An 18,967-nucleotide genomic window follows, 5' to 3' on the forward strand; every position below is an offset into this window, starting at 1 on the left:
CTTAACGCAAACAACATTTTTTATATTTTTTACCACTCCCACAAAAACATGGTTCATTTCTCCCGGGCTGTTTCGCTTGAGTCATAACACCACCAACACTAACTAAAGTATTTTGAAGCCGACTTGGAGTAATGATGTTTTCAATCTCGGGTAAATACTCCCATTCAAAATCTAACATAATCCCATAATTTACAGCATATGTTTTTGGCCGAACATGTATGCCAATCCATTTTTTACATTTAGTTATGTACTTTCTTTTCATACAATGTTCATGTAATTGTTTTTCCGCAATATCTTTACTATAGTAATTACAATGAACAGTAAAACCTGTATCCCCAATTACAGTTGTAAGATCATGATGCTTCTTGTCAATCGATGATAGAAATATCGTTTTCTTTGCCATTTTGTTAATACCTTCAATGGTATCACCATCCAAAGAAAGTAAAAGAAAACCTAATTCCACCGCCAACTTATGATTTTCAGACTCTAATGATTTAATTATTTTTCTAACAAAACCGTCTTGATGGTATGTTAGAATACCATCAGGAGTACGTTTCCCGGTGATACCTCTCCTACGAACTAACATTGCGATATCGAGATCAACACATATATCGTCATGCAGCATGAACATGTCACATTCATCATTAATCCATAAGTTCTGTTTTAGATGCAAAGAAAAGATAGTCAATTCATGAGAAGAAAACACTCTCATGTTATATGTCGAACGACGATCAATGTAAGATAAAAAATACAGTGGCGTATTTAAGAACTCAGTTAATACATCTAAAAGAAAAACATCCATTATAAATGGTGGGTAAATTTCATTTGTAATTGTAGTATTTAAGTACTGACGAACTTGAAAACTTAAAGATGGATAATGTTCAGATATAATTGGAACAATATAACATCTAGAAACTGAAGATCCAAGATTAAATTGATTGAAGTTTTGATCAGCTAGACTTGCGCCAGATAATATAAATTGAGCACAGGAAACACCTTGGTCATAGGCATCTTGTATAGCACCTTTAAAATCTTTTTGAATAGCATTGCCATTTCCCTTCCGGGCTTCAATAGTTAACTTTTTAGATTTAGCCTGATAAATTATTACCGAATCAGAAAAGGACACCAGTACATCTATTTCGCCTAGAGTTTCATTATTACTATTAACTATATATACATTTTTGAATACATTCTCAGCACCAAAAACAGATGCCATCTTTCTGTATACATAGTCTTCTACAAATTGCCCTCTATGTTGCGCAGATATCGGCCTGTATTTCTTATCATCATTCATCCAAAAAAATGGAGCTTCATATATAGACTGAGCCAAAGAATAGGCAGAGAAACAATAATATTCATTTCCAGAGCAAATTATCGGCCTAGCATTAAATACATTAAAGTCACTCATGCCTTTAAAGTTTTCATTTGAAAACTTGTGTGATGAAAATAAATCAACAATGTTTTTTACTTTAATGACATTTAAACCTGTTTCAGTCGCTATTTGATCAAATGGAAGTTTATAAGCCTTCAATGCTTGATCGCTAAGAATTCCTAGACCACTATGTATAAAAGCACTAATTTGCCTCCCCATAATAGACTCTATGCACCGACCGACAGATACCATTTCAGCACATGTAAAGCCCATGTTTTCCAAGAACCAAACGTCATCTAAAGAATATTTTTCCTCAGCCATGTCTAAATATTGAAAATCATAAGCAGATTCAGCCGCATAAAAGATACTTTCTTTTATCATCGAATTGTCGTAATCACCATCCTTTTCAGCCGAAAACATTGCCGTATGCAAAGCAGCCAAAGATGCATTCACACCTTCGCATAACTTCGATAGAACATCTCCCCCCGGATAATTGGTATTGATTTCAGACTTTAACATTAATCCTGCAACTGTAGAGATCTCAGTTCTTATTAATCGTTCTTTTTCGTACAGATGTTGCAGATCTTCAGAACCGAGTTCTTCTTCATAGATGGTAATGTTATTAATACAACTCAATAACGCCAAACCATGAATAAAACCATGAGATGAACATAATGCCTCCAGCTCGGAAAAAACCTCAGACTCAGATTTTTGCATTTTGGGAATTTCCTCATACACTAAAAATTATTCATCAGATATTATTAGTTTCTTAATATCAGCGCATCATACGACACTATAGATTTCAAAAAGTTGATCCAATACGCACACAATACTCTACGTAACGTGGGACAGTTCTCACGAATGTTCAAGTAGAGCAAAGGCTCCTATAAGTCCACATACATCATATGAGTGCATGGACAGGAGGCTAGCGGCCTCATAGGCCTTCCCATCAACGTCGAAATGACTGACTTTCCTTCCCCTCCAGATGGCATTTTCCTGACTCTATCCTGACAGCCTCAGAGACTTGTCACATCCTCAAACAGGATAGCTCCTGCTGCATATATTCAAACTAATTCGTGTTTCTTAGAGACGTCCACAGGCCGTTAAAATAAATAAACACTTTAACGCTAGCGCGCAATGCTCTCCCCGCCACGCCTGCCCGCTTAAGGGGGCGCTTTTAATGCAGGAGCAAAGGTGGGCTCAGGTCGCACCGCGACTGGCGCTGGTCGGGAGTACAGGAGCGGGAAAACGCATGCAAAACCATGCACCCTTTGGATGCATGGCTTAATTCGGGAAAAATGGCGGGAATTACGAGGATTTTTTGACAGGTTACGGCGCGGCCAGTTCGGCGCGTCGACGGGTGTAAATCATGCTCTGTGCAGGGGTGAATTTTTCACGATTATCATCCCGCGAAGGCGCGTCAGGCCTGTATCCGATGGCCGTTAAAATATCGCTATCCTGTGCCGAATAATTAATTTCATTTCCTGCGGCCAGCCAGACGGAAAGAGCTTCTCGCAGGTATGCTACTGAACGGTCAAGCGCACGGTTTTTTATCATCGTGGGCTGGTTCTTAATTCCCATCAGCTCGGGTGCCAGTGCGGCGGCCAGCTCCGCGCCGTTCTGCTGCATAAAATCGTACAGCCGGTTACGGATGCTGATGCGCTGCACCTCCTCATGCGAGGAAATGTAGCGACCGGCGGCCTGATTAATCTCCCATTTTTTTACGTCAATAATATCTCGCAGCGTCTGTAATCTGCGGGAACCTGATGCGTTGTCATCCAGCAATAATTCCTGATATTCCTGTTCTGCGGCGGTCAGTTCGGCTTTACAGTTCAGCCACGCCGTTTTGTTCGTCTGACAGGCATCGAACGCCTGCTGTAAGGTCAGGGTGGTCACGGGTTGTCTCTCCTGATTAATGGTGGAACGGTGAGCTGTAGCAGCTTTTTACCCGGCGGGGTGTAACGGGTACTGTCGGCACCGGTGCGGGTTTCTCATCGACGACCGGGGAACGGATCACCTCAAAGATGGACTCATGCGTTTTGAATGTCGCCGAGCAGTGCACATTCTGGCACTGGAGGTAACTCTCTTTGACGCTGTCAGACATATAGCGGCTGGTGCGAACGTGGGCCGCTGTGCGACAGAAAGGGCAGCGCATCATGACAGTAACCCTCGTGCTTTCAGATCGGCTTCACGTTCCTGCATTTTTTCCTGCCAGACTTTTAGCTGACCGGGCGTGGCCGCAACGTCATGCTCCATATGTGGCAGCGTGGAGGCCGCCAGCCCTGTTTTAAAAAGCACTGGTTCATCAGTCAGACGGATATTGCAGTACTTCACCGCCTGCTCAAGCCATGATTTCACCTTATGCATAACGGCATGCTCTGGTTCGACATAGCCCTGATGCCCGATGGTGTTGGCAAGCTGATTTTCTTTAACCAATATGCTGAGTTTCATTGCTCTAACGAGTGCGCCGCAGGTTTCACGTAGGGCGGCATCGAGTTCATGCTCTGCATACTGGCTGAGTACGCCGTGATGCGCCTGACGGTATGTTCTGGCCGTGCGGTCACAGGCTCCCCGAAGGCTGTCCAGCTCGAAAGACAGCACCTCAGCCATGTTGTCACATTCCAGTGCCAGCTCCCGCCGTGCCACGCGCGCAATATGGCGTTGTTTCAGCTCGTCGGTAATGACAGCACCACCGGCACGAAAGGCGGTGCGCCATGCACCGGAATCATTGCCGTTTTCCTGCTCCAGTTCAGTTTTTTGCGTTTTCACCTGGCTGATGGCCGTCGTGGTTTCGTCCATGCGTCGGGCATTGGTCAGATGTGCTTCTCTGGCCGTCTCAAGCCTTTCCATTGAGGGTTTAAGGTAGTCGGGAATAACAGCAGTCTGAGTCATGTCGGGTCTCCTCTTCGTTTCAATCTGAGGAGATTCTGCCGCGCCAGACACAACAACACGATTCATTGCCGTTGTGGCAAAAATGGCACAAACAGACCTTAAAACCCGGCTGGCCAGAGAAAAGTCTCAGGAAAACCTTACTCACTGTTTGTTTTTTTATTTATAACTATTCACTACTGTTCACTGAAAAGAAAAAGATAAGTAATACAGTAAGATAAAGGGTGAACAGTTTAGGGTGTAACTGTTCACCGACTGTTCACTACTGTTCACCTTTTGGATTTTGACCGGCCTGCTTACTTAGACTTTATTTCGATTAAAAAATGAAAATATATATATAAAAGTAATCAGGAATAGGCCACCGGTTTGCCAACGTTTACCAAAAAACGGCCAACGTTTGCCACTGTATAAAAATCGCTCTGTTGTGTGGTAAAGCACTACAAAATGACTTGTTGCCCTGAGGGAAAATATTCACAAAATAGAGAGCTACCCGAAGCCGGACGGACACGACCGGCACTGTATGGACTTTATGAGGTAGCCCGATGCACACCGCTTTTTCTTCCCCTTCTTCAGCGCCTGCCGCCCCATTGATGCCGCTTTCTGATGTCGTCCAGGAGCGTTTTATTCGTCTGCCCGAAGTGATGCATTTATGCGGCCTGTCCCGTTCGACTATTTACGATCTCATCAGCCGGGAGGCATTCCCGAAACAAATTTCTCTCGGCGGTAAAAACGTGGCGTGGGCGCAGTCAGAAATCACTGCATGGATGGCAGATCGCATTGCCGAACGCAACCGGGGTTATGACGCATGATGATGACCGTTCAGCAAACAGCCCCTTTTTCTGGCTTGCTTCTTTTCGCCGTTTCCAGGTATAGTTTCCCCGCTGTCGCAAAATCGGCAGCCGGGCGTGAGAACCCGAGTTACTTCAAGGCGACACCGGACGCGCCATGCGTCTTTTTTTGTGTCTATGCCTATGTGCACCTGTTGTTTACGCATCGGTTCTTTAGCCGTTGCTGTATCTGCGTAATGGTGGCTCAGGCGGGGCAGCCCTCGGGCTGGCCGGTTCCCTTGAAGGCCGGTTTCTCACCCCCGTCTGGGCTACCACCCGAGCGTGAGAACTCCGGTGGTGGCGATAACCGCTACTTCAAGGAGGTTGCTCCTATGGCTACGACCCTCACCCCGTCACACCCGCAGTTTGTCTTTGTGTTTGCCGCCGTCCGTCGCGCAGACCCTAAACCCCGTATCTGTATGCTTCGCACCGTTGCCGGTGATGAACAGGCCGCACGTCTTTCCCTCGTTCGCGATTACGTCCTCTCGTTCGCTGGTCGTCTGCCGGTTGCGGAGGTGCGAGCATGAGACACACCACCATTACTGCCCGTGACCTCGAATGTCTGGAGCATATGCGCAATGTCGGCCAGCTCGTCAGCGACCTGATGCAGGTGCAGGACTGCGCCACCGTTCGTCGTGACCCGGCGCAGCAGTTACAGCTCACCTCCGTGATTTACCTCATGACCGCCCAGCTCGACGGCGTGGTCGAACGCTGCAATCAGCAATGGCTGACCGGGGAGGGTAATGTATGAAAAAGCCATTACCGCCCGTATTACGCGCCGCGCTGTATCGTCGCGCCGTGGCCTGTGCCTGGCTGACCCTGTGCGAACGCCAGCACCGCTACCAGCATCTCACCCTCGACGCGCTGGAAAGCGCCATTGCCGCCGAGCTGGAGGGCTTCTACCTGCGCCAGCACGGCGAGGAAAAAGGCCGTCAGATTGCCTGTGCATTACTGGAAGATTTAATGGAAGCCGGGCCACTGAAAACCGCGCCGTCACTGTCCTTTCTCGGGCTCGCCGTGATGGATGAACTTTGCGCCCGTCACATCACACCGCCTGTACTGCACTGAGGGAGAAAATAACAATGAAAATGAACGTAACGGAAACCGTAAAACAGGCCTGCGGATACTGGCCGCGCATTCTCCCGGCGCTGGGGGTGAAGGTGATTAAAAACCGCCATCAGTCCTGCCCGGTGTGTGGCGGCTCTGACCGCTTCCGCTTTGACGATAAAGAGGGGCGCGGGACGTGGTTCTGCAATCAGTGCGGCGCGGGTGACGGGCTTAAGCTGGTAGAGAAAGTGTTTGGCGTGACTCCCTCAGAGGCCGCCGGGAAGGTGAACGCCGTGACCGGCAACCTGCCGCCGGTTGCCCCTGAAGTGATTGCGGCCGCAGAGACAGAAGCCGATGCCGACCGCAAAGCGGCGGCCGCGCTGGCCGTCAGGCTCATGGAGAAAACCCGACCGGCCACCGGCAACACCTACCTGACCCGAAAGGGCTTCCCCGCTCTGGAATGTCTGACGCTCACCGTCATGCATAAAACCGGCGGTGTGACGTTCCGCGCCGGTGATATGGTTGTCCCGCTGTATGACGATGCCGGGGCGCTGGTTAACGTTCAGCTTATCAATTCTGACGGTCTCAAACGCACCCTGAAAGGCGGGGCGGTAAAAGGTACATGCCACATCATAGAGGGGCAGAAACAGGCCGGAAAACGTCTGTGGATAGCGGAGGGCTATGCGACCGCGCTCACCGTGCATCACCTGACCGGGGAAACCGTCATGGTGGCGCTGTCCTCCGTGAACCTCCTTTCTCTGGCGAGCCTTGCCCGACAAAAACACCCGGTCTGTCAGATTGTGCTGGCCGCTGACCGTGACCTGAACGGCGAGGGCCAGAGTAAAGCCACTGTGGCCGCAGGAGCCTGCGAGGGCATTGTCGCCCTGCCGCCGGTGTTCGGTGACTGGAATGATGCGTTTATGCAGCACGGCGAAGAGGCGACGCGGAAAGCGATTTATGACGCCATCCGGCCACCGGCTGACAGTCCTTTCACTACCATGAGCGAAGCGGAATTTACCGCCATGAGCACCAGTGAAAAGGCAATGCGGGTGCATGAACATTACGGCGAAGCGCTGGCCGTGGACGCGAACGGCCAGCTCCTGTCCCGCTATGAGGCCGGTATATGGAAAATCATTCCGCCGTCGGATTTTGCCCGTGACGTGGCCGGATTGTTCCAGCGCCTTCGCGCGCCGTTCTCGTCGGGTAAAATTGCCTCAGTGGTGGAAACCCTGAAACTGATTATTCCGCAGCAGGATTCCCCGGCACGCCGACTGATTGGCTTTCGCAACGGCGTACTCGATACCGCCACCGGCACATTCAACCCGCACCATAAATCGCACTGGCTGCGCACGCTCTGTGATGTCGATTTTACCCCGCCGGTAGAGGGCGAAACGCTGGAAACCCACGCCCCGGCTTTCTGGCGCTGGCTCGACCGCGCCGCCGGTGGCAGACCGGAAAAACGCGACGTGATTCTGGCCGCACTGTTTATGGTGCTGGCGAACCGCTACGACTGGCAGCTCTTTCTCGAAGTGACCGGCCCCGGTGGCAGCGGTAAAAGTATTCTGGCCGAAATTGCGACCATGCTTGCCGGGGAAGATAACGCCACGTCGGCTACCATCGAAACGCTGGAATCACCGCGCGAGCGCGCCGCGCTTATTGGCTTCTCGCTGATACGCCTGCCTGACCAGGAGAAATGGAGCGGTGACGGGGCAGGGCTCAAGGCCATCACCGGCGGTGACGCGGTATCGGTTGACCCGAAATACAAGGATGCGTACTCAACCCATATTCCGGCGGTGATTCTGGCCGTGAACAATAATCCGATGCGCTTTACTGACCGCAGCGGCGGTGTTTCGCGCCGCCGGGTGATCCTGCATTTCCCGGAGCAGATTGCCCCGGAGGAACGCGACCCGCAGCTCAAGAACAAAATCACCCGTGAGCTGGCCGTGATTGTGCGCCAGCTAATGCAGAAATTCAGCGATCCGATGACTGCGCGCGCACTGCTCCAGTCACAGCAGAACTCCGACGAGGCGCTCAGTATTAAACGCGATGCCGACCCGACGTTTGATTTTTGCGGCTATCTGGAAGCACTGCCGGAGCCTGAGGGTATGTATATTGGCAATGCCAGCATCATTCCGCGTCAGCCGCGCATGTATCTGTATCACGCCTATCTGGCGTATATGGAAGCCCACGGTTACAAAAATACGCTCAGCCTCACCATGTTCGGTAAGGGGCTGCCAGTCATGCTGAAAGAGTACGGGCTGAGTTATGAGAAGCGCCGAAAAAATCAGGGCATACAAACCAATCTCGCGTTAAGAGAGGAAAGCAACGCCGACTGGCTACCGAAATGTGATGACCCTATAGCGAAATAGCCTACCCTGACCGGCAATCGCCGGTCTTTTTTTACCTGCAAAACGGCAAAAGTGAACAGTAAAGTGTTCACTGTTCACCAACCATTCACCGCATAAGCTAATGAATATTATAAACAAAAACCATTAGTGAACAGTGTGAACAGTTTTTCTAAAAAAAAGTTTTTTTATTGATGTGATCTATTCAAAAACAGGTTCACTTAACCACAGGAAGCGCTGCAACAAATCGCCATTGGTATACGCTTAGGTATACCAATGAAAGTTGAATTGGTTAAAATTGGTTTATAACAGATAGTTACGTGAATTATTCAGACTCCGCCAGCACCAAAATTCTCCATCGGTGATTACCAGAGTCATCCGATGAAGTCCTAAGAGCCCGCACGGCGCAAGCCCTGCGGGCTTTTTTGTGCCCTCAATTTGTCCCGCGAAGTCCGAAGAGAACTAATTAAATCCGAACCTTTTAGGCACCTTGTTAGGCACCTCATAAAGCTTTATTGTTTTTGAGGTGCCTAAAACTATGGAAACCCGGCAATGGCAAGACAAACCAAACCTCTATCCGTTAAAGAAATCGAATCTGCCAAACATAATCAATGTAGCCGTCTCACGCGCCAAGAAAAACCTGTATGTGGTCGGCTCGACTGCAGCATGGGCAGGGGCGGGAACTAGCCTGCAGGTCCTGCAGCGACAACTGGCAGAATCAGCGTGACAATCCCCGAGGTGACCCTCACGTAACGGACCGGCCGCTACGAGCTAGAAGCGGACGTTCAGCTTTAACGAATGCTAAACACAAAGATTTCATGCTTTTTATAAAAAATTATTTCTACTCTTCTTAGTTCAAAGTTAATTGGGAGGGGCGTTACAGTAAACGTACTACGAAGCTTGCTTTAAACCCGAGTTGGAGGTATTCGTAGGGAAGGTGCGAACAAGTTCCTGATATGAGATCATCATATTCATCCGGAGCGCATCCCAGAGGGACATCATGAGCCATCAACTCACCTTCGCCGATAGTGAATTCAGCACTAAGCGCCGTCAGACCCGAAAAGAGATTTTCCTCTCCCGCATGGAGCAGATTTTGCCATGGCAGAATATGACCGCTGTCATCGAGCCGTTTTATCCCAAGGCGGGCAATGGCCGACGGCCCTATCCGCTGGAGACCATGCTGCGTATTCACTGCATGCAGCATTGGTACAACCTGAGCGACGGTGCCATGGAAGATGCCCTGTACGAAATCGCCTCCATGCGCCTGTTTGCCCGATTATCCCTGGATAGCGCCCTGCCGGATCGCACCACCATCATGAATTTCCGCCACCTGCTCGAGCAGCATCAACTGGCCCGTCAATTGTTCAAGACTATCAGTCGCTGGCTGGCCGAAGCAGGCGTCATGATGACCCAAGGCACTTTGGTGGATGCCACCATCATTGAGGCACCCAGCTCTACCAAGAACAAAGAGCAGCAACGCGATCCGGAGATGCATCAGACCAAGAAAGGCAATCAGTGGCACTTTGGCATGAAGGCCCACATTGGTGTCGATGCCAAGAGTGGCCTGACCCACAGCCTGGTCACCACCGCGGCCAACGAGCATGACCTCAATCAGCTGGGTAATCTGCTTCATGGAGAGGAGCAATTTGTCTCAGCCGATGCCGGCTACCAAGGAGCGCCACAGCGCGAGGAGCTGGCCGAGGTGGATGTGGACTGGCTGATCGCCGAGCGTCCCGGCAAGGTAAAAACCTTGAAGCAGCATCCGCGCAAGAACAAAACGGCCATCAACATCGAATACATGAAAGCCAGCATCCGTGCCAGGGTGGAGCACCCGTTTCGCATCATCAAGCGGCAGTTCGGCTTCGTGAAAGCCAGATACAAGGGGCTGCTGAAAAACGATAACCAACTGGCGATGTTATTCACCCTGGCCAACCTGTTTCGGGTGGACCAAATGATACGTCAGTGGGAGAGATCTCAGTAAAAACCGGAAATAACGCCAGAAATGGTGGAAAAAATAGCCTAAATAGGCTGATTCGATGTGTTTGCGGGAAAAAAATCGGCCCAGATCCGCGAAATTTTAATCAGCGAGTCAGCTTGGGAAGAAATGACCTGCTTATTCGCACCTTCCCTAAGGCACCGCATATCAACCTCTACCTGCGTCAACAATTTTAGCGTCAGCGCATTAATCAAGCCGCTATGTTCAGCCGTGTGGATAAATTCGTTAGGGGGAATAATTCCCTGCTCAGGGTGATTCCAGCGAACAAGCACTTCAGCCCCGACGATTTTTCCGCAAGCGAGTTCAACGACGGGCTGATAAAACGGAATAAATTCATCATTATTAATCGCACGCTGCAGTATTTTTATCGGTGATATCCGCTGCGCCCGGCGTAAGTGGAAATATAACAGCAAAGACAGAACCACAAATAAAATAAGAAGATAATGATTATCCCGCACATAATCCGCAATGCCATCCTGTGAATCCGTCACAATCCAGAAAGGATAGTTTTGCGAGGCCATCTGCACGAAAGGATGTTTTTCTGGATACAATAAAAAATGCACATCAATTTTTTCTTTACGGGTAAAATCCATAAGAATTTTATCGATCGCCGCTTTATATACTGCAACAGCCACCACCTGCCCCTGAAACGGAAAATAGATTATATACATCTCCGTGTTCAGCCGATAAATCTGTTCAATCATCAGTGAGTGTGTAGTCGTTCCATTGGAAATAATCCCCGGCGATTCTCGACCTTCAAGAGAAGAGCAGTTCCACTCACCGTTCCTGATGATACTGACTGAACGAATCTTCTCGCCAGACGCCGTAAGAAGACGCAATTTTCGTAGCAGATCGTCAGTGCAATTCTCTTGTATATGTGCGCTGGCTAACACAGCCAGTGTATTTACGTCGTCAAATATCGTATCGATTTCTTCGACCAGGCTATTTATCGCGTGTTCTCTGACAAGTTGTCCCTCTCTATCCCATTGCTGCCATGACGTCAGCACACCGGCCAGAAGAAAAAGCAACACCAGCATGATGGGTGTGATTTTCTTGGTTACAGACATGATTAACTCGTGTTGTCGAACAGAGCGCCCCGAAGGACGCTTTTTGAGATTATTTCAGGAGGAAATGGCCAGACTGACATGCGCCAGTCTGGCTGAACTTGCCCGGTAGAATCAGCTTAGAAGTTCCATTTCACACCTACCATCGCAGCGCTGTCGTTATACCCTTTGTCGCCAGCCTGAACCCCGATATTGCCCCACAGATTAAGACGAGGACTCACCTGTCCCTCCACACCCACTTTTACCTCGGCAATATTTTTCGCTCCATCCTGGCGCACATTCACGCCATCCATGGTCGTACTAAAATCGCGTGAATTGTGCAGCCAGTTCAGCTCGGCAAACGGCTGGAATTCACGCTCTTTATCGTTATCCATCTGATGATGGCTCTTAATCCAGGTTTTCAGGCCAAGTCTGGTCTGCACATTACCATTACCGTTGCTGGTGATACGGGTACCGTTACTTTCACGATGGTCGTTCGCCTTCACCCCCATCCAGACTGCCTGCGCCTGAGGTTGTATGTACCATTCGTTCAGCGTTCCGTGACTGCCGGCAAACTCGCCCATTTTTTGGGCATATCCCATTTCCAGCGAAGCGGTAACCCCTTTCGATTTGTACGATTCGCCTTGCAGGTCATCGCCTTTAACATTGTTATCAAACCAGCTGTACTGAGCCCAGCTGTCCAGCCAGGCGCCGTTATGCGACGCATCATTGGCATACCACGTGGCATAAACGCCGGTGCTGTAACCATTCACTGAGCCTTTTGAACGATAGCCCGTGCGTGAAGACTGGGTATTGCTGTGATCGTTACCGTAGCCCGCCATCACGCCAAGGTGCCAGCGCTCAAGCCCATTCTGGCTCCATTGCGCAATGTCGCCCCCCAGTTGCAATACGTAACGGTTGCTCTGGGTTTTCAACTGGCCGCTACCGTCACGCCAGTTGTTGTGCCCACCGACGTGGCGCATCCACATGCTGGTGACTTTCTGCTCGCCGGTGAAGGCATCAATATACTGCGTTTCGCCCAGACGATCGTGCAAACGGGTGACGAACATGTTGTTGGCTGCCGCCAGGTTAGCCGTGTAGCTGCCGCCTTCCGGACGCAGATCTTTATCGGGATCCGGATCCGGGTTTGGCTGCGGATCGGGGTTGGTTTTACCGCTGGTCAGATACCAGTTGCCGCTGTTTTCATCCTGACCACGTCCAAGGCTGTAGTCATATGCCCCCGCCACAATACGGCCAGCCTGAATAAACTCACCATCCGATACGCCATCAACATGGATAACTTCGATACCATCAATCGTTGCGGCACCTTTCCCGCCGGCGTTAGTGACGCTGACAGAAGTAGTGCCACTGGTATCACCTTTCACCACCAGCTTATCCGTAACGGAATTGTCATCCCCCAGCGCAGTGTTTAAGGAAAGATGACCATCATTACCCGTGTAATTGCCATTGACCACCAGTTGATTACCGGCCTGCTGACCATTCACACCGGTTGCGAGGATACCGCTGTTAACCAGGTTTCCCTCTACAGTGAACAGGAGGTTGTCACCGGTCCCGGTACCCACCTGCAGCACACCGGCGTTATTCACATTACCTGCGACGCCCCCTACGCCCGAGAGCATCCCCGCCGTAGCTATGTTGACCTCGGTACTGGCAAGCGTGACTGGAGATGTGCCGTCACCCAGAACCAGGCCGCCCTGCTCAATATCCGTTTTCCCCGTCCAGGCGGCGTTATCACCGACGGTAATGGATCCGGCTCCCAGCTTGGTCACGTCGCCGCTACCATAAACGTCGTTATTAAGCTGCCAGTCGGTATGACTGTCCAGCACCAGTGAACCGCTATTGCGCACTTCTGCGCTGCCCAGATTTTCTGCGGTGAACGCGGTGAGCCGGGAATCCGCATCAATAGCAAATTGTCCCGTAAAGGCACTATTATTGCCCACCAGCGCGACATCACTTTCGGTAAGTTCAATCCGTCCGGCATCGCTGATGCTGTTGTAAAGTACACCTGCCGCCTTATTCATCGTCAGCGTTCCCGCCGCCACAATATCGCCCGTGCCGAGACCCAGCGTCGTGTTCATCAGCACGCGTGCGCCTTCTGCAATGGTCGTTTTTGCCGTCAGCGTGCTGTTTTCACCGGTGATGGTCAGCGTATCGCCATTGATGTTTAGCGCGCCGCTTCCGGTCAATATTCCATCGGCTGTTCCGCCCTGCTCCAGGGTCAGGCTACCGCCATTGATGTTCAGCAGTGAGTCAGCCCCCGCCGTCAGCTTACCGACAGTCTGGCTATGACCATTCATGTCAAAACCGGTATCGGCGGCCAGACGTAGTTCACCGGTCTGTCCCAGAACATTATCGTTTTTCATCAGCAGGTTGCCGCTGCGCACATCGGTGATACCGGTGTAATCGTTATCCATATTCGACAGCGATACCGTCTGGCCTTTGGCGCTGTCAAACGCCAGATCGCCACTGCCTGTCACGCGAGCGCTCAGATCTGCGGCATTACCGGTTTTTCCGTTCGCATCCAGGACCAGTGCATTGTCTCCGGATGCGAGCAGTTCGACTTGTGTCAGACCATAGCTAATGTACAGTCCATCATCGTTATCCCCTCCGGTGAGGCGATAATCATAGGTTCCATTCGCAACAATCTCGCCATTTTGGCTGATGCCGGCTTCAACTCCATCGCTGATGATATTGCCATTGCTATCGGTCAGCGTCAGATTGCCCGCACCGCCGGTGACGGAAGAATCAGATGTTGCCAGTTGAATCAGGGACTGCGCATCGTCCTGCTCAAGAAGTGATAGCGTGGTATCAGCCAGCGGACGATCGTTCGTAATCGTGCCGGTATCAACCTGCACGGTTCCGCGTCCGGAGAGATCCATCGCGCCAGCATGAATTGTTCCTTCGGAACTGCTCTGCCCCGGCGTCACCCCGTCAAAGCTGATGGTGCCGCCGTTAAACGCCAGGCCTCCGATATTTTGCTCACCGGACCCCACGTGGGTGACGTTCCCCTCGCCTACATTTAATGTTGCCTGGCTCAGCGCCTGAGTGTTTAATCCAGCCAGCTCAAAGGTGCTGTTCGTTAGCGCCAGCGTACCGTTGAATCCATCTGCCGCATTGTTGCTGGTAAAATCAAACGCATTACCGCTGGCATCAACGGCGACAGTTCCGGTTCCCGCCAGATGGCTATTAAAAGCCAGCGCAGCGTCAGAATTCAGCGACAAGGTGCTGGTCGTATCAATGTTGTAACCCGTACCGGTCGCATCGTTTTGGTTATCACCCAACGCAAAATCAACATTATTAACGGTAAATACTGAACCAGCAGTCAGATCGATATGCTCCATGCCGGTAATAGCATCGGCGTGATTGAGGATGTACTGTGCGTTATTCAACTGAAGTGTATCCTCCCCATCACCACCATTGAGGCTGGTAAACAGCGAGGTTTCTGTCTCTTTGACATCTTTCAGTAGGTACAGATCGTTACCACTGCCCGTCTTGATGTCGGTTGCGGTACTGCCAGACTCCAGCGTAACGGTGTTATCACCGCTCATCAGGTTAACCTGACCAACAATGCTGGCACCCGCCGCGTTAGTAAACGCGATGCCTGCCCCCGAGAGCATTTCTACCGCTTTTTGCGACGCATCCAGCGCTTTAATAACGCCTTTATTGATAAACGTTTCCAGGGAACCGTTATCAACATTCACCACTGCGTGGCTGGTCGATTTCGATGTCAACTCACCAGCCTGTTCAACATTTTTGGTCGTACCACCGACAATCAACGCTTCACCACCGTTAGCGTCGAGTACGTTAACGCTGACGCCCGTTTTCAGGTCGGTTGACGCATTGGTGACGATCCCTTTACCCGCAGCCTGCTCAACATTGATAACCAGATCGCGTGAGTCAGACATATCCAGCGTTTGATTCGTTTCGCTGCCGTCGATATTTTCAAACAGGATCCCCGTACCGCTCCCCGTAACATTAATCGTTCCGGAGTTGGTCTGCGCCAGGGATGCTCCGGTATGAATACCGATTCCATTCCCCACACTGATAGTTGTATCTTTTAGCTGGATACCCGCAATGTTGGCGACGTTTTCAATCGCGCTTCCTTTACCCGTACTGTCCATCGTGATGATGGCTCCATCGACCAGCAGACCTTTCGCACCGGCGGCCAACAAGATACCGTGCGCGTCTCCCGATGCTTTGGTTTCTCCCGAACCCGTCAAACTTAATGACGCATCATTGCCCACGAGATAGGCTGCGGTGCCATCCGTCGCGGTAACCGTCGCATTGTTGTTCACAACGGAATCAGCGCCTTCGATGCTGACCGCCACGCCATTTACCTTGATGTCGCCGTCGTTATTCAACGTACCACCGGAAACCAGCACGCCTGTGCTGCCCGCCTGGCCAAAGTCGATGCTGCCTTTATGGTTGAGCGTACCGCCGTTGCGGGCGATGTAGCCGAAAGCACCATCCGCCGTATTACTGGTATTCAGCGTGGCGTAACTGGTCAGGATTGAGTCACCTTTCTGATTCTCATCGACATTCCCGGACAAGTCATAATAATTACCGTCCACAATCCCGGCGGTGGTGTCTTTACCGGAAAGTTTCACGATCACCGCGTCGTTGGTGATAACCCCATCCGCTCCGCCTTCAACCCGAATCCCGGTCGCGCCGTCACCCGTGATACTCAGCGATTGCGAGCCGGAATCAAAATGGCTCCCCGTCCCGGTCACCTGCAGAATAGTGCTGTCGGTGCCTGATGCCGTCATTGTCGTACCAGACGACCCGCTGCCATCAAAAGTCGCACCACCTTCTATGCGATATAATGTTGACCCTTCAGTCGAGACATCTTGCGTATTGGTAGAGGAGGCGTTTACTTTTGAACCTTCACCATAAATAAAATAGCCAATCTGGTTTTTGCCACTGGTAAATGAGACTTTGCCCGTATCGGTAATATCGATAACACCGCCGTCACGAACGTGCAGACCAATGGCGTTATCTGCAGCAAGATTCACACTCCCACTCATCGTGAGTTGAGACCCGGTCCCCTCGACCCAGGCACCAATATTTTTTAATGTATTATCCGTGGTACTACCATTGGTGATATTTATCGTGCCCGAATGAAGCGCCTGACTCCCTCCCTGCAGTTCAATACCGCTGGCGCTGTACCCATTGAGGTTAATCGTGCCGCTGTTTACCAGCCCTTTTGCACCGTTAATCCCCATCAGGCCAATATTTTGCGCTGAGCCGATGCCATTGATGTCAATGACGCCGTCCTGGGTAACGTTGATTGCACCAGGAGACGCACTGCCGTTTGCCTGAATGGCAACAGCATTCTCGACTTTTTCTCCGATCGTGATGTTCCCGGTGTTATTGATGGTTCCACTCTTCACAAACATACCAATGGCCGGAAGAGTGACCTGAACGTCACTGCTCGCCTCATCTTTTACCGCTTGTGCAGTGCGTCCGATGTAGAGCGTCCCGTTATTAGTAGCCACGGCATTACGTTGAACAAACACGCCGTAGGTATAGACACCATCGGAAGATTTCGCAGGCTCACCTCCGGTGGCAATATTCATTACTCCGTTATTAATAAAGGTCGCCGTGTCATTCATCAGCACGCCATAGGCATTATAGATATCCTGATGCGAGGCAAGGTTGATGACGCCGTCGTTCTGTACCTTTGTCGTCCCGGTCGCGAGAATCCCGGTATGGGCGCCAACCCACGCATTTTTCACATCAAGACTGGTACCCGCATCAATAATTCCATTGTTATTTACGATGCTATCACGCGCTGAAACGACATAATCACCACCGGCTGCACCGGCGGCAACCCCCAGTGTGCCGTTGTTATTGAGGGTGGCTCCGTCGGTCAGCGTCACCACGGAGGTATCGCTAAAAACCGCCTGAATATTGGCATCAGCAGAAATATTGACGACAGAGCGCGCACCGGAAGCTTTAATAAAACTGTTCACATCACGATTCGCAGCCTGCAACACCGCATCGCCATCCGGGATATTGGTGTCGAAGTGAATGTTTTTCTGTTCCGTGGTATAGGCTTTATGAAGCTCAGCTTCGTAGTCCGTGGGCGAAAGTTGCCCAGCCTCTACGGCTTTCACCAGAGCATCATTGTAGTTTTTTAAATCATCAAGATTATTAACCGTATACTCGCCAAGCGCGCTGGAGAAGGTGCCGTTATAGGTTGCGGTATCAAAGTTATAATCTTTACCGGTATTTTTCGCGACATTACCAACGTTACCGCTTTGCACGATGGTTTTGGCGTTGTAATTCAGTACCGCGTCTTTAGTGTCACTGGCGCTGCTCTCAACGTTATAAACTCCAGAGACCTTGGTGACAGCATTGAAGATATTTGCCGAGTTCGATGCCCAGCCGCTTTCCGTTGAACCAACATTCACATCAAGCGTGCCGCCTGATGTCACTGTCGCCAGCTTCATATTCACATACTGCCCATCACCGACGCTGACCCCCAGATAAGTCGTCAGATCGCCAACGCTGGTAGAGGCAAAATTATCGCTGTCATACACCTGGACTGTACGCGAAGCCCCGGTGATGGGGTCAACGTATTGAATGCTGTGGGTACGACCACCTAAAGTCGTCTGCGTCAGATTTATATTTTCACTACCTGACGAAATATAACCATTATCCATTGCCTGCTGAATAGTCATCGTTTTAAAGCCCGATGCACCAGAGGCGATGCTGCCATATCCTTTAGTACCGGTGATAATATTCATGGTTTCACCGTCACCGACAACAAGTTGCCCTGCGCCATTAGCGTTAGTCGACGGTAAGTAATCAGGCAAGACGTAGTCAGCGGCAAAAGCATATATTGAATGCGTAGCCAGTACGGCACCTATTATACTTAGCGCAATTCTTGAAATATTGAATTTATGCGTTCCAGATTCAATGCGGGCAGAACTATTGGTTTCGACAGAAGCACCACAACGTTTTGCCAGTTCAGATACAACAACCGCGCAAGAGTGCGAAACACTCCATACCACTTTAAAAATCTTGTTCATCATTACCATTCCGAATAATTCCACGAATATCCTTCCTGGGAAAAATTCGTGGTCACATAGCATTATGGGATGCTCATAGTTACCCAGCGGTCAGATACCTCTTCTCTGGAGTTTTTTCCGCTGAAACATTGAGCGATCTGTACATGACGAATGGTATTACCGCATCAACAACCAATCTATTTATACTGATAAATTTGCAATTTATAGATGTTTTATCTAAAAAGATAAGTAATTATAGATTTAAGTATCGATATCATCACAGAAACACATAAGCAACTGTTAATGAATTGCATAAACAATGTAATATGATGACCTAATTTTCTACACAATAAACAAACATTTCAAATTAAATAAAACGCATATTAATTTATTTCATACCCCGTAAAAAACATT

General features: G+C 50.1%; 13 protein-coding genes and 1 pseudogene. 8 read left to right on the plus strand and 6 right to left on the minus strand.

Going from position 1 to position 18,967, the window contains the following annotated elements; translation table 11 throughout:
• Position 1 precedes the first annotated feature (1 nt).
• The 4 genes from WC7_RS08345 to WC7_RS08335 form a co-directional block, all read right to left on the minus strand.
• Entirely contained in the window at positions 2 to 2,089 is a 2,088-nt protein-coding gene (locus WC7_RS08345) for an SEC-C metal-binding domain-containing protein (RefSeq protein ID WP_016154079.1), read from the minus strand.
• Between the two features lie 612 nt (positions 2,090 to 2,701).
• Positions 2,702 to 3,268, minus strand: a complete 567-nt coding sequence (locus WC7_RS08340) for a phage polarity suppression protein (RefSeq protein ID WP_016154080.1) — start codon at positions 3,266 to 3,268, stop codon at positions 2,702 to 2,704.
• 16 nt (positions 3,269 to 3,284) lie between these two features.
• Positions 3,285 to 3,530, minus strand: a complete 246-nt coding sequence (locus tag WC7_RS25800; RefSeq protein ID WP_016154081.1) for an ogr/Delta-like zinc finger family protein — start codon at positions 3,528 to 3,530, stop codon at positions 3,285 to 3,287.
• Positions 3,527 to 4,264 (minus strand): hypothetical protein, encoded by a 738-nt coding sequence (locus tag WC7_RS08335; RefSeq protein WP_016154082.1) that lies wholly within the window; start codon positions 4,262 to 4,264, stop codon positions 3,527 to 3,529. Before WC7_RS08335 ends, WC7_RS25800 begins: the two co-directional genes overlap by 4 nt.
• Positions 4,265 to 4,803: 539 nt before the next feature.
• Between WC7_RS08335 and WC7_RS08330 the strand changes: the two genes are divergently transcribed.
• The 8 genes from WC7_RS08330 (at position 4,804) to WC7_RS27345 (ending at position 10,652) form a co-directional block, all read left to right on the plus strand.
• On the plus strand, positions 4,804 to 5,070 hold the full coding sequence (locus WC7_RS08330) for a helix-turn-helix transcriptional regulator (protein ID WP_016154083.1): 267 nt from the start codon (positions 4,804 to 4,806) through the stop codon (positions 5,068 to 5,070).
• Positions 5,067 to 5,615, plus strand: coding sequence for a host cell division inhibitor Icd-like protein (locus tag WC7_RS08325; protein WP_016154084.1), 549 nt, complete (start codon positions 5,067 to 5,069; stop codon positions 5,613 to 5,615). The genes WC7_RS08330 and WC7_RS08325 overlap by 4 nt, the downstream gene beginning before the upstream one ends.
• Positions 5,612 to 5,839 (plus strand): hypothetical protein, encoded by a 228-nt coding sequence (locus WC7_RS08320; RefSeq protein WP_016154085.1) that lies wholly within the window; start codon positions 5,612 to 5,614, stop codon positions 5,837 to 5,839. Before WC7_RS08325 ends, WC7_RS08320 begins: the two co-directional genes overlap by 4 nt.
• Positions 5,836 to 6,156: a DUF5375 domain-containing protein gene (locus WC7_RS08315; RefSeq protein WP_016154086.1), complete on the plus strand. Its 321-nt coding sequence runs from the start codon at positions 5,836 to 5,838 to the stop codon at positions 6,154 to 6,156. Before WC7_RS08320 ends, WC7_RS08315 begins: the two co-directional genes overlap by 4 nt.
• Before the next feature lie 14 nt (positions 6,157 to 6,170).
• Complete coding sequence (locus tag WC7_RS08310; protein WP_016154087.1) at positions 6,171 to 8,504, plus strand: primase-helicase zinc-binding domain-containing protein; 2,334 nt, start codon at positions 6,171 to 6,173, stop codon at positions 8,502 to 8,504.
• Positions 8,505 to 9,018: 514 nt separating this feature from the next.
• Entirely contained in the window at positions 9,019 to 9,207 is a 189-nt protein-coding gene (locus WC7_RS08305; protein WP_016154088.1) for a hypothetical protein, read from the plus strand.
• A gap of 273 nt (positions 9,208 to 9,480) precedes the next feature.
• Entirely contained in the window at positions 9,481 to 10,461 is a 981-nt protein-coding gene (locus WC7_RS08300) for an IS5-like element ISKpn26 family transposase (RefSeq protein WP_016154089.1), read from the plus strand.
• The gene (locus WC7_RS27345) at positions 10,443 to 10,652 is read left to right on the plus strand and encodes a hypothetical protein (RefSeq protein WP_369707980.1); all 210 of its coding nucleotides are present in this window, start codon (positions 10,443 to 10,445) and stop codon (positions 10,650 to 10,652) included. Before WC7_RS08300 ends, WC7_RS27345 begins: the two co-directional genes overlap by 19 nt.
• Before the next feature lie 9 nt (positions 10,653 to 10,661).
• Here the strand turns inward: WC7_RS27345 and WC7_RS0124625 are convergent.
• A pseudogene (locus WC7_RS0124625) lies at positions 10,662 to 11,543 on the minus strand (EAL domain-containing protein); the annotation flags it as partial.
• Between the two features lie 116 nt (positions 11,544 to 11,659).
• A complete protein-coding gene (locus tag WC7_RS08295; protein WP_231390988.1) occupies positions 11,660 to 18,574 on the minus strand; it encodes an autotransporter outer membrane beta-barrel domain-containing protein in 6,915 nt (2,304 codons plus the stop codon).
• Positions 18,575 to 18,967: the final 393 nt, after the last annotated feature.

Origin of the sequence: Citrobacter sp. KTE151 (genome assembly GCF_000398845.1) — a bacterium.
Classification (GTDB): Bacteria; Pseudomonadota; Gammaproteobacteria; order Enterobacterales; family Enterobacteriaceae; genus Citrobacter; species Citrobacter braakii.